The sequence below is a fragment of the Aquimarina sp. TRL1 genome (assembly GCF_013365535.1).
GTDB classification, from domain to species: Bacteria; Bacteroidota; Bacteroidia; order Flavobacteriales; family Flavobacteriaceae; genus Aquimarina; species Aquimarina hainanensis.
Map to the genome: position 1 here is coordinate 2,791,586 of NZ_CP053590.1, position 13,923 is coordinate 2,805,508.

Genomic DNA, 13,923 nt, shown 5'->3' on the forward strand with positions numbered 1-13,923 from the left:
AAAAGTATCATGGAATCAACGTTTAAATTTGAGCAGTATCAAGGGAAGAAATTAATAAGGAAAGAAAGAGAAGGGTTAAGAACAAATGAAATTGAAGAAAAGGTAATCGAAGTGGATGTTGATTTTTTTCAGGGAGAGAATCATGAAATTATGCTGGATGGGGTTAAGATTGATATTGGGAATGTCCTTATTAAACCTCCTCTGATTATGCAGGTGATGCATGATTTTCCGTTTCTTAAAATTCATTTTGAAATAGAAGGGCATAGTGAGTATATTCCTGATAATACCAAAAGTATTCCGATTATTATAAAAGGAGGGCAATATAATTTTTTCTATCTTCCAGAAGTAAAAGGGACATTGAGGTATCCAATCCGTAAAAGAAAGTCATTAGAAATTATTTTTACAGAACAGTATGTAAAGAAAATATTTAAAAACAATTTTAAAGAAGTAAGTACTGATTTTGGAGCAGCCTTAGAGAAAAAAATACCTTTTGCGATGTTCCCCGAAAGCAGGGAAATTCCTTCTCACTTGTCGTTGATTATAAATGATATCATCAATTGCTCTTATGAAAAAGAAATTAAACAAGTCTACCTGGAGTCTAAAATAATTGAGATTTTTAGTTTTCTGTTCACACAATTGAAAGATGAGAAAAAAGAAGAGAAGTGTGTGGTGCTAAAAAAACACGAGCATGAAGAAATATTAAAAGCAGAGCGGTTAATTAGGGAGAATATTCAGAATCCACCAACCATACTGGAGTTATCCAAACTATCAGGGATTAATCAACATAAACTGAAAACAAATTTTAAGTTGGTTTTTAAGGAACCTATTTTTTCATACCTTACTAGTATACGTATGGAAAAGGCAAAAAAAATGCTTATCGAAGAAGAACTTACGGTTTCTGAGGTAGCTTATGCTGTGGGATATAAAAACCCACAACACTTTACTACTGCATTTAAAAAGAAGTTTAACTATTTACCAAGTAATTTGAAAAAAGAATATTCACTAAAACAAAAGGTTTAGAATACGATTACTTATGCAATCCGCACTTTTTTGGTCCTTCTTTTTTCACGCTCCTTTTTCTTCTTTCTCAACCATAAAATAAAGCCGGTTACAGGAAGACTGGAACAGATAATTCCTATGATAAATGTGATAATTTTTCCGAATAATCCCCACCAATGTCCTACATGCAGGTCAAATACAGTTTGGTTAATTTTTGTATAATTATCTAAGGAAGCAGGAAGTACTACGCGATCCCCGGTATACCGATTCGTAAAAAAGAAATCTCCTTTAATCCATGATTTTAATCCGATTGTTTCACCTACTACAGTTAGATAATAAGGGTCAATTGCTTCATGCGGGAATCCAATTCTTATCTGCTTAGTTTCAGGGTTTGATAACTGTGTTTTAGAGATGACCTCATCTATAGAAAGCATTTTTCTTGTCGGATCGGGTTTGGGTAGGTGGGCTTCTATCAAAGCCTCTCCATCAGCAGCCCCCCCAAAACTGTTTTGAGTAATGCCAGTCAGTACTTTATATGCCATGATTAATCCAGTTACTGTTATTAGAAGTGCAGGGAGTAAAGCATAAAACCCAAGGATTTTATGAAGATCATATACTCTGCGTTTCCAATTGGTGTTTTGTTTGATGGTAAAAGAAGCTTTTCTCGCTTTTTTGTTCCATCGTTTAGGAAACCATAAGATAAGACCACTAATTAATTCCAGTAAAAAAATAATAGTGGCAATACCAACGATTGTTTGTCCAACCTTATACATTAAAATTTGGGCATGGATTCGGGCAGCGATGAAAAAGAAAAACCAATAGGATCTTGAGTTTTTTAGAATTTCCCCAGAATAAGGATCCATATAAGTATATGTGAAATCTTTCATGTTTTTTTCCGAGGCAATTCGGAAGCTACGATCAGAATCAGTATACGTGTCTACATAAAAAATTCCTCGCCTGGGTTGTTGTTCTTTAAATTTATCTATTAATGTTGCTACGGGAAGTTTTTCTTTTGAGGGGTCGACAGTTACATACTTAGCATCTCCTGCACATAATGAGACAAACTCATCGGCAAAAACAAATAATGTTCCGGAAAAAGATACGATAAATACGATTAAACCAGAGGTTAATCCCATCCATTCGTGTATAAATCTGATCAATCTTTTTGCGTCTCCTTTTTTGTAACTCTTTTTCATCAATGTTATTGGGTATAAAGTAGCTGCCGACTAATGAAATAGTATGAATAACCTCTGTGTTGAGGTATAGATAATATGCATTAGTAGGCATGGAGTGCGAAATTATTGTTATCCACTAAAAAGCCTATAACGTGATTAGAAGTTTTTACTACGCAAAAGAGATAAGTGGGTAGAAGCGTGCATAAAATAATAAGAGAAAACAATACAGCGCTGCTTTCTTGTTATAAGACATAAGGGGATTGCAAAAAAAAGGTTGCCAAAAAAGCAACCTTGAGTATATATAGAAATTATTAGCTCAGAATATATTATTCTCAGAACTATCTGTTGAATCAGTTTCATTTACAGAGAGAACTTCTGTTTCTTCCGGACTGAAATCCGGTACTTTACTTTCAAGAGTATCAGTATCCGGAGTAGGTGGAATTGATGGAGGAATTTCTTCTTCTGAATGCATGGAAGCTTTTATCGATTTGAACTTTTCTAATTGATCTTCTTCTCCAGTAAAATAGGGAAAAACATCCATGATCGGAGATTCAGCTATTGCTGGGATTGTATAATCACTCATCGAATCTTTCATCATACGAGTAGTATTGTCAAACGCTTCTTTTATGTCATTAGCCTGTACCAAAAGATACATATTTGACTTTCTTTCTTTACCACTTTCTTCATCAAATGTAATAAGAGATACTTTTGATTTGAACCAGCGGTCAGAATTCTCGAAAGGATGAATTTCTGCAAAGTTGGCTATTTTTATATTTGTAATTTTGAATTCTTCACTAATATAGGCAGACATTTCCTCATTAATTCTAGTTTCAGCTTCCGTATAAGATAATGCATCAACTAAATAAGGTTCTGTTACCATTTTATGAGAACCAGACTCGTCAACTTTTCTATACTTGACTTTACATTCGTACCAGGTAGTATTCATATTCCTTTTTTTAGGAGAGCAAATATAGATGTTAATGAGACCTTCAGGAGATACCTGTTATAATAGATATTCACAATTTTAGAAAAAGGGATGTTTTGACAAGAGTAAAATGGTTTTTTGAGAGTGGATGTATGTACAAAAAAGGAGGTGGTTTCTTCCTGTAATTTTGAAAAGAAAAAGTGTTAAAAAAACAAAAAAAGAGGAAAAATGCACTTTAGTTCTGTTTTACTTCCAAAAACAGTTGGTTTTAAGTTGTTTAGCTAATTAATTTTTTGGGGTTATTTATTCTTTCTAATTTTTTTCTACGAATTATTACACACAAACATTTTAATTTAACTAATGTAATTATGAAAAAAACGAAATTAAAATCAAATTTTTGGAGGATAAGGACAATGTCTCTAAAGATTACTGCATTTTTATTTTTTCTGTGTTTATCGGGGCTAACCTATGCTCAGGTAAATACCGGAGGAAGTGCGACAACGGCAAATCATCAAAAGCAGGTAATAGGATATATTACCAATTGGGATGCATGGAAAAACAGCAAAGCAGGAGTTCCTTCTGCAGGAGCACTTACACACCTTAATATTGATTATTCGAAATATACTATTTTGAATTTTTCATTTTTTGGAGTAGCAAGAGACGGTTCTCTACACAGTGGAGATCACAGAAACAAAAAGATCTACCAGCAAGGGGTTTCTCAGGAGCCAAAAGATCTGTTCTATACAGATTTATATAGTAGCTGGGATTTACATATTCTTTTTGGAGAATTGGAATATGTAAATTATGTGAACGCGGATATAAAAAGAAGAGCGGAAGCACAAGGATTCCAGGTAGAAGTAGGTAGTAGTCGCTGGACTCATCCTACATGGGGATTAAGTGGAGGTCTTCCTTTACCGCTAAAAAAAGAAAACGGTGTTGCAGGTCTATTAGATATGGCACACCAGAAAGGAGTAAAAGTGATGGCTTCTATTGGAGGATGGAGTATGTGTAAACATTTTCCGGAAATGGCTGCTGACCCTGTAAAAAAAGCAAAATTTATCGATGATTGTAAAAGATTAATCGCTATTGGATTTGACGGAATTGATCTAGACTGGGAATACCCAGGACCTTATCCAGGAATGAACTTTACTGGAACTGATGCGGATTTTGCAAACTTCGAATCATTAGTAAAAGATATCCGTGCAGCGATTGGACCAGATAAATTGATTACTTCTGCGATGTCTGCGGATCCAAGAAAATTAGATGGATTTAATTGGGCTAATCTGGTAAGAGATATGGACTACTTTAATATGATGACTTATGACTTTAATGGAGGATGGTCTAATATTGCAGGACATAATGCACCAGTTTACCCATATACCGGAGCAGAAGTTCCATTTTTTAACTGGCAGTCAACATTACAAAAGCTCCAAGAGCATGGGGTACCAAGCAATAAAATATGTTTCGGAGCTCCGTTTTACGGAAGAGGAGTAATAACAGATGGTCCGGCAGATCTGAATGTGAAAACAGTAAAAAGATCAGAAAATATCCAACCAGACGGGCCTATAGAAACCGCAGCAGATTATACGAACTGGCCTAAAGAAGTATATGATGGAACACCCAATCATTTCTTTATCAAACAAAAAGCGTTGGGAGCGAATAGCGGATGGACAAGAAAGTGGGATGATGAAGCAAAAGTTCCTTATTTAGTAAAAGGAAATTTCTTCTTGAGTTATGATGATGAAGAGTCAGTAGGAATAAAAGCACAGTTTATAAATGATAATAACTTAGGAGGAGTAATTGTATGGACTGTGTATGGAGATTTGGAAATCAGTGGAACAGCGACTTCTTTTGGTAGAAAACTAAAGAGATGGTCAAATGTAAAATCCCCATTGATTAATAAAATGAATGAAGTATTTGCCAATGGAGGTGGTGGAGGAAACCGTCCTCCTGTGGTTGATATTACAGCACCGGCTGATAATACGACAGTAGCTCCGGGAACAACAATTACGATTAAGGCAAATGCATCTGATCCTGATGGTGCCGTTACTAAGGTAGAGTTCTATAACGGAACAATGAAACTAGGAGAAGATACCACTGCTCCATATGAATATGCATGGCAAAATGTACCATTAGGAAATTATACATTGACAGCAAAAGCAACAGACAATGAGAATGCAACAAAAAACTCACTCCCTGTTTCTATTACAGTAAGCGATGGTACACCTAATGAACCACCAACGGTGAGTATCACTTCTCCAGCAAATAATGCTACATTTGATGCAGGAGCTTCCATAGAAGTAACTGCATTAGCAGCAGATATTGATGGTTCTATAGCAAAAGTTGAGTTCTTTAGTAATGGAACGAAATTAGGAGAAAGTACAGCAAGCCCTCATAGTTATACAATTACAAATGCTGCTGTAGGGACATACTCTTTAACCGCAAAAGCAACTGATGATAAAGGGGCTATGGCTACGTCTGAAGCTGTAGCAATTACTGTGAAAACTGTAGGAGGAGGAGATTGTGCTAATATCCCACAGTACGTAGCAGGAACTTCTTATACTAAGAACCAAGAAGTAAAAAATGCAAGTCAAAAATTCAAATGTGATGTCCCAGGATGGTGTTCTTCAAATGCAGCATGGGCATATGAGCCAGGAAAAGGAGCGTATTGGCAACAAGCATGGACTAAAGTAGGAGACTGTGGAGGGTCTAATAACTCATCTCCTATAACGAGTATCACTTCTCCGGCTAATAACAGTACATTCCAGGCAGGAACAGCTATTACAATTCAGGCAACTGCTAGTGATAGTGATGGAACAGTAACTAAAGTGGCATTTTATTCAGGAAATACCAAGCTGGGAGAAGACACCACTGCTCCATATGAATATGTATGGCAAAATGCTGCCGCAGGAAGTTACTCGTTAACTGTTAAAGCAACGGATAATGAAGGAGGAACTGGAATGTCTTCTGCAGTAAGTATCACTGTTGAAGGAGGAGGTTCTAATACTCCACCTACAGCTAAGATTATGTCCCCAGCGAATGGAGCTACTTTTGATCAAGGAGCCCCTATTGTTGTTGATGTAACAGCAAAAGATTCAGATGGTACGATTGCTAAGGTAGAGTTCTTTAGTAATGGAACTAAAATAGGTGAAAGTACTACAGCTCCATATACTACTACGATTACGAATGCAGCAGCAGGGACTTATACCTTGACAGCGACAGCGACTGATGATAAAGGTGCTTCAGGATCTTCACAGTCAGTTGAGATTATAGTAAAAGTCGTTGGAGGAGGAGGATGTCCTAACATTCCTCAATATGTAGCAGGAACCTCTTATATTAGAAATGAAGAGGTGAAGAATGCTGGGCAAAAGTTTAAGTGTAATATCCCTGGATGGTGTTCTTCTTCAGCGGCATGGGCATATGCACCAGGAGAAGGAGCGTATTGGCAACAAGCGTGGACTAAAACGGGAACTTGTACTAGCAGAATATTCTTGGATAATAGTGAAATCAGTGTGTTCCCTAATCCTGTAGTAGGAGAAACAATTCAGGTGACTATGAAGTCAGAACAGAAATACGCAGATTTTAAATTAGAAATCTTTAATGCTAATGGAATTAAAGTACTGGATTTCAAGAATACTGTAGTTGAAAAAGGCAGCAACACAAAAACATTTAATATAAGTACTTTACAAGAAGGGCTCTACTTCTTTACTATTACTAAAGGTAAAGAGAAAGTAAGAGGTAAAATTGTAAAGCGATAAAATAGTGTATTGCTATAGTTAATATGTAGGGTATTAAGCATAGCCAAAGCCCGGTTTATTCAGCAGAATAAATCGGGCTTTTATATTGGGATAAGAATACGATAGTTGTATGGTAACATTTGAAAGGTTTTATGGGGTTTTGTGGTAACATATTGTAATAATTAAGTGTTTTTTTGTAGTTTTTTAAGGTTTTTTTGTAAAATTTTAGGATGAAAGTATAAGAGTGTCTGGGATAACGGCTAATAAAAAAAAAGGATAAAGACTTTCTTTTTAGGATTTCGAAGTAAAAAAAACTTTTTATTGAAGTATTGGCAAAAATATTCACTGAATTTGCTTAAAAATTGAATTTTTTGCTTTTCAATGGGTAATTTTACTGGTAACTAATAGTCTCTTAGAAATAAGAAACATAACACAGACTCAACATGAAAACCAAGACAAAGGTCATACTTGGATTAAGTATGATAGCCACGATTTTGGTTTCCGGTAAAGAACTACCCTCCGGAGACCATCAAACAAGAACAAATTCAATTAATGTGCAACCATGTGAATGGGGAAATAGTTTTCTGACTCCAACTGTCGATTTCAAAGATACAGACAGAGGCTCCGTTGGATCGAGAGTTTTCCATCAAATGATTTCTAATCCAGAACAGTATATGCAGCAAAAGTGTCTGGAAGTAGCCAGAGTGCTGTATAGAAGATCACAAGAAGCTCCCAGATTCAGAAAACTAGGATTTAATATCCAGAAAAAAGATGGACAAGGAAACAGTTTTGTTGCATATTTATTAAAAGGAGATAATGAACTGACAATTGTAGTGAGTTCAGAACACCTTACTAAAATCTACCAGGATTCAGGGAATAATGGACAGATTATTAAAGACGAAATTGATGGGATATTGTATCATGAAGTAACACATGGATACAATCATTCTCCAGAAGCAGGAGGAACCTATGACGGATCTTCTCCATTTTGGGCATATACGGAAGGAATCGCAGATGCTGTAAGAATACATGCTGGTTTTCATCAAACCAGAACTCCTGATCCGAATAACGGGAGAAAATGGCTGGGAGGATATACTACTACAGGTTTCTTTTTGCACTATGTGTCTCAGAAATACGACAAAAACTTTTTGTATAAATTCAATGAAGCGGCAAAAGATTTAGGGAAATCCTGGTCATTTGATGCTTCATTCAAGAGCATATTAGGAAAAGGAGTAGAACAGGTATGGAATGAATACAAAAACTACATTAATAGTAATAATAAGTTGGATTATGATGGAGATTATCCATGGGTTCTTGATTGCTCTGGAGGAGGAGGAAACCCTACTGATGATGTAGATATTACGAATGATGGTGGAGTTGTAACAAGTCAACATAACGATTCTCCAAACGGAGAAGGAATAAACCAATTAATTGATGATAATATAAATACTAAATACCTTACTTTTAATAATAAAGGATGGGTGAAATATGAAGCGACAAAAACCTATAAATTATCTTCGTATACTATTACTTCTGGGAATGACGCTCCAAATAGAGACCCTAAAAGCTGGACATTAGAAGGATCTGTCAATGGATCAAACTGGACAGTAATTGATCAGAGAAATAATCAGGATTTCCCTAATAGAAGACAAAAAAGAACATTCACTATACAGAATGCAGGAACATTTAAAAGTTACCGCTTAACGCTTACGAATAATAGCGGAAATATTTTGCAATTATCAGAAGTAGAGTTGTTTGGTAAAGACTCAGATATTGTTGTAGATGCACCTGTAGCTTCATTTACGGCGAACCAGCAAACGATCACAGAAGGAAACCAGATAACTTTTTCTAATACTTCTACGGGAGCACAGCAATACGAATGGACATTTACAGGAGGTAATCCTTCCACAAGTACAGCTAAAAATCCTGTAGTTCGATATGATAGAGAAGGAAGATATGATGTACAACTAAAAGTAACAAATAGCGCAGGGTCAGATTCAGCTGTAAAAAGAGGATATATTACTGTGACTAGAAGAGGAACTGACACCTGTGAGTGGGGGAATGATTTCCTAACTCCAACAATAATCTTTAAAGATTCAGATGGAAGTTCGACAGGATCTCAAGTGTTTCATCAGGTGATTCCGGATGCAAAAAGACATATGCAGCAAAAATGCTTAGAAGTTGCTCAGATTCTGTACAGAAGGTCATCAGAAGCTCCTAAGTTCAGACAATTAACTTTTGAGATTAAAGATGGAGATTTTGTAGCGTATAAATATGGAGATGGAGATGCAATTGGAATTGTGGTAAGTACGAGACATTTAACAAAAATTTATAGAGATTCAGGGAATGACCCTCAGGTGATTAAGGATGAAATTGATGGGATTTTATACCATGAAGTAACACATGGATATAACAATTCCCCAGAGGCAGGAGGAACATATGACGGTTCTTCTCCATTCTGGGCATATACAGAAGGAATAGCTGATGGGGTTAGAATCTATGCAGGATATCATCAAACCAGACAACCTGATGTGAATAATGGAAAAAGATGGCTAGGAGGATATACTACTACAGGTTTCTTTTTGCAATATGTAACTCAGAAATATGACAAAAACTTTATCTATAAGTTTAATAAGGCAGCAAAAGATTTAGGAAAATCATGGTCATTTGATGCTTCATTCAAGAGCATATTAGGAAAAGGAGTAGAGCAGGTATGGAATGAGTATAAGAATTTTATTAATAGTAATGGAAAACTAGATTATGATGGAGATTATCCTTGGGTATTAGATTGTTCTGATGGAGGAGGAGGAGACCCTGGAGGAGAAGTTGATATAACCAATGACGGAGGAACTGTATCAGGAGAGTATTCGGATTCACCTTCCAGAGAAGGAATAGAGAATCTGATTGATGATCAGTCAACTACAAAATATCTGACATTCCATAACAAAGCATGGGTACAGTACAAGGCTAAAAAATCATATAAACTAGTATCTTATACGATTACTTCTGGGAATGATGCACCTTCCAGAGATCCAAAAGACTGGGTGTTGCAAGGTTCTAATAACGGAAGATCATGGGTAGTATTAGATGAGAGAAATAATCAGGACTTCCCTAATAGAAGAGAGAAAAGAACATTTACAGTACAAGATGCTGGTGTGTACTCGTATTATAGATTGACATTAACAAATAACAGTGGAAACATTCTTCAGCTATCAGAGATAGAATTATTCGGTAAGGAAACAAGTTTGCGTAGTAACCAAAAGAACCTGGAGGAAGCTATCGAAATTTCGACTTATCCAAATCCGGTTAGAGATAAAATCTATATTCAGAGATCATTACAGCTTAAGAATAAGGCAGTTCAATTAGAGGTATACGATATTCAGGGAAGAATGATCCTGAAAACAGTTACCAAAGGAAATGAATTAGATGTACAAAGAATAGATAGCAAAATGTACTTTATGATGGTTAGGTATAACGGTAGCGTAGTCTATAAAGGACGTTTTGTGAAACAATAAATTGATATCGATTATTTTGATGTGAAGTTACTGCGAGATATAAGAAAGAGTGCATAACAATTTTAGAACACAACAGATGATTTAATAAATGATCTTTGGTTTTGGATTACTCAAAAAAGTATTCTTTCTTCTCGCGGTTCTTGGTCAGAGTACGATATGATTTAATAGGGTTCAAAAAAAGGGCGTAGCAGAAGAAGCTACGCTCTTTATTTTATTCGGATAAAGTATAGATATTATAGGTACAATTCGGAAGTTTGTTTAATGACTTTTAAAGAAAAAGTAGTATTGAGAATTCCAATATTTTCAATTTTAGAAAGTTTCGTTCTTACAAACTCATGATACTCTTCCAGACTTCTCATATTTATTTTTAATAAAAAGTCTACCTGCCCAGCCATGTGGTAACATTCCTGTACTTCTTTTAGATTAAGAATTTGATTTTCAAACTTGTCAATAAAAGATTCATGGTGTGATTGCAAAGATACCTGGCAAAAGGCAGTAATAGGTAAATCGATAAGATTCTTATTGACGATGGCAACATATTTTTCAATATACCCTCTTTTTTCTAACCTTTTGATACGTTCATAGATAGGGGATACTGTAAGGTTTAACAGGTTAGCGATTTCCTTAGCGGTTTTTTTAGAATCTCTTTGAAGTATTCTAAGAATGGTCTTGTCTGTGTTGTCTAATAGTTCCATAGCAATAAAAACTCTTTTTCTTCACTTTTTATTCTTTCTCTGCAATGTGCTTTTGAACAGTAGGGAATAGTTCTAAATAATCACTCTTTATATTTCATGACTGCTTAGTAATAAGCTACCTGTTCATAATTTAGAAAGTAATATATAAGATTTTTAGTTTATGAGTCATTATTTTGAAATAAATATGCAGAAGATCGTAAATATTACTGTTTTTGTTGTTTTTTTATGATTTAAAAAGGAAAAAACATAAGAAAAATAACTTTTGAAAAGAATAAAAACTGTTCTTTAGATTTGATGATTGTAAGGAGAATAAATAGTATAAATTTGAAGGATTAAATTAGATAATAATTTACGTTAAAAGTGAGTGTGTTATCCGATTAGAAAAAAACAATTTGTTTTTTTAAAGAGAAAAATTCAGAAAAAGAAAAGTTTTTACGTACTTGTCTTTTTGTTGGATCAAATTGAGTGTAAAAACAGATAGTGAATAATAACATGATATTAGGTGTAGATATAGGAGGAAGTCATATTACAGTAGCTTGTATTGATATAGATAAAAAAGAAATAATAAAATCTCAATTAGTAAGTGTACCGGTTGATAGTCAGGGGACAGCAGACGATATTATTGATAGGTGGGTATATGCTATAAAAGAAGCCAAAAAAGGAATACCCCCGGGAGCATTGGAAGGAATAGGAATTGCAATACCTGGACCTTTTGATTATTACAACGGTATTTTTGCTTTTAGAATGGAGCAGAAATACGATGCATTGTTTTGTATGAATATCAAAGAGATATTAGTGAGAAGGTTAGAATTATCCGATGATACATTAATGCGATTTTATAATGATGCAGCCTGTTTTGGAATTGGAGAAGTATGGAAAGGTAAACTGAAAAATATAAAAAGAGGACTGGCAATTACCTTAGGGACTGGATTTGGAGCTTCTTTTCTTTTTCACGGGCTTCCGATTCAATCAGGAGAAGATATTCCTAAAGATGGAGAATTATATCACGTGCCGTTTAAGGCAGGTATTGCAGATGATTATTTCTCTACCCGTTGGTTTGTCAAGAAATATGCAGAACTTACCGGAGAAACTATTGCAGGAGTAAAAGAACTCACAGAAGCAGAAGATAAGAAACTAATTACAGCAACAATTTTTAAAGAATTCTCAGAAAATCTGGCGCAGTTTTTAGCACCGTGGTTGCTCACATATGAAGCAAGTGCACTTGTTATAGGAGGGAACATTGCAAATGCATGGAATTTTTTCTATCCTATACTTAAAAAAGAATTAGAAAAGCGAAAGTGCTACACAGAATTACATAGAAGTGAATTGCAGGAAGATGCAATTTTATTAGGGAGTGCTCGCTTGGTAAATGATATTTTTTATAAAGGATTGAGTTTCTAAACCTTCTTTTCCATAAAAAAATCAGATGGGATTCTATACTTTAAAAGGTATAAATCCCATTTTTTTATCCTTATATAAGGTTAAAAAAATGTAAATTTTATTACAAAACAGTTAATTATTTGAGGTGTAAGCGCTTGTAAAACAGTTTGTTGTTTTGGTTTTACTGTTTTATTGTAATTATTGTAGGGTTTTTGTGTATCTATCATAAATAGCAAATTACCTATATTTGACTGCCGCTATATTCAGGCATTTAGATGTCGATACAATCTTAAGCAGTCGACTATATAAAAATTAATTCATCACGTCAATTTCTAAAAAAGACAACATTGTGAGTTAAAGAAGCGAAGCTTTGCTCATAAGTGAACAATCAATAAACATCAATATTTTCCTAAGGATTGTATCAGATGCTATGAATCCCCCTTTTCTAAATTAAGTAATCAAATAGCGATCAGTTCTATTTTGATCAATAAGAAGATGTCGATACGTTCATCGGGTTCATAATCAGTTTACAAACTCAGGTTCTTCACAATAAAAAATCGTTGGTTTTTCATTAAGGTGTAGCATTTAATTGCATTTAGAATAGAAACGTACATTCTTATTAATAGAAATCAAATAATTAAACATACAGAAATGAGTCAACAAAAAGAAAAAATAGGAGTTATTGGACATGGATTAATGGGGAGGGGAATTATTCATTCGTATGCAGAAAATGGATTTGAAGTAGTCGCGGTTAAAAGAAGAGATAATGACACTCGATTAGAAGATCATTTTCGACATGAAATAAAAAAAGGACGATTAGAAGAAGAGCAATACACAACTATAAAGAAACAGATTACTTCTACCACTGATTTGTCTGCGATTGCAGACTGTCAGTTAATCATAGAAAATATAAGTGAAAATGTAGCAGAGAAAGTAGCGCTTTTTGATACTTTGGAAAACCTGTGTCCTCCCGAAACAATTTTTGCTACAAATACTTCCAGTATTCCTATCGGGAAAATGGCAAAAAAAACCAAAAGACCAGAAAAGGTAATAGGGTTACATTATATGTCTCCGGTTCAGGTAATGGACTTAGTAGAGATTGTAAAGGGGTTAGAGACTTCTAAAGAAACATTGGATACCTGTATAGCTATTAATAAACAAATCAATAAGGTACCGGTAGTGGTAAAGGATTTTCCCGGATTTGTAGCCAGTAGATTAGTATCTACTTTGGTGAATGAAGCTTCTTTTATTTATATGCAGGGAGTAGCAGAAGCAGAAGCAATCGATGAAATTGCTAAGTTAGGAATGAACCTTCCGGTTGGTCCTTTAAAACTGGCAGATTTAGTAGGACTGGATACTGCACTGTATACATTAGACAGTTTATTCGAAAATTTTAAAGATCCTAAATACAGAGCAAACCCTTTATTGCGTACAATGGTAGAGTCAGGTCATTTGGGAAGAAAAACAGGAAAAGGTTTTTACGACTATAATAAATAA

At 34.7% G+C, this 13,923-nt stretch carries 8 protein-coding genes; 5 read left to right on the forward strand and 3 right to left on the reverse strand.

Annotation, left to right across the window (positions count from 1 at the left end):
- The first annotated feature begins 9 nt into the window (after positions 1-9).
- Complete coding sequence (locus HN014_RS11270) at positions 10-1,020, forward strand: AraC family transcriptional regulator (RefSeq protein WP_176028974.1); 1,011 nt, start codon at positions 10-12, stop codon at positions 1,018-1,020.
- A gap of 11 nt (positions 1,021-1,031) precedes the next feature.
- On the opposite strand, the gene HN014_RS11275 is transcribed toward HN014_RS11270, so the two are convergent.
- Complete coding sequence (locus HN014_RS11275) at positions 1,032-2,195, reverse strand: PepSY domain-containing protein (protein ID WP_176028975.1); 1,164 nt, start codon at positions 2,193-2,195, stop codon at positions 1,032-1,034.
- Positions 2,196-2,490: 295 nt separating this feature from the next.
- The gene (locus HN014_RS11280) at positions 2,491-3,120 is read right to left on the reverse strand and encodes a DUF4494 domain-containing protein (RefSeq protein ID WP_176028976.1); all 630 of its coding nucleotides are present in this window, start codon (positions 3,118-3,120) and stop codon (positions 2,491-2,493) included.
- Positions 3,121-3,467: 347 nt separating this feature from the next.
- Between HN014_RS11280 and HN014_RS11285 the strand changes: the two genes are divergently transcribed.
- Together HN014_RS11285 and HN014_RS11290 are read left to right on the forward strand one after the other, a co-directional pair.
- Positions 3,468-6,857 (forward strand): Ig-like domain-containing protein, encoded by a 3,390-nt coding sequence (locus tag HN014_RS11285; protein ID WP_176028977.1) that lies wholly within the window; start codon positions 3,468-3,470, stop codon positions 6,855-6,857.
- A gap of 422 nt (positions 6,858-7,279) precedes the next feature.
- Positions 7,280-10,351, forward strand: a complete 3,072-nt coding sequence (locus tag HN014_RS11290) for a basic secretory protein-like protein (protein WP_176028978.1) — start codon at positions 7,280-7,282, stop codon at positions 10,349-10,351.
- A gap of 233 nt (positions 10,352-10,584) precedes the next feature.
- Here HN014_RS11290 and HN014_RS11295 read toward each other — a convergent pair whose 3' ends face one another.
- Positions 10,585-11,046 carry an Lrp/AsnC family transcriptional regulator gene (locus HN014_RS11295; RefSeq protein WP_176028979.1) on the reverse strand — a complete coding sequence of 154 codons (462 nt, stop codon included), beginning with the start codon at positions 11,044-11,046 and terminating at the stop codon, positions 10,585-10,587.
- Positions 11,047-11,526: 480 nt separating this feature from the next.
- Between HN014_RS11295 and HN014_RS11300 the strand changes: the two genes are divergently transcribed.
- On the forward strand, positions 11,527-12,447 hold the full coding sequence (locus HN014_RS11300) for an ROK family protein (protein WP_176028980.1): 921 nt from the start codon (positions 11,527-11,529) through the stop codon (positions 12,445-12,447).
- A 630-nt stretch (positions 12,448-13,077) separates the two neighbouring features.
- Positions 13,078-13,923 (forward strand): 3-hydroxyacyl-CoA dehydrogenase family protein, encoded by an 846-nt coding sequence (locus HN014_RS11305; protein WP_176028981.1) that lies wholly within the window; start codon positions 13,078-13,080, stop codon positions 13,921-13,923.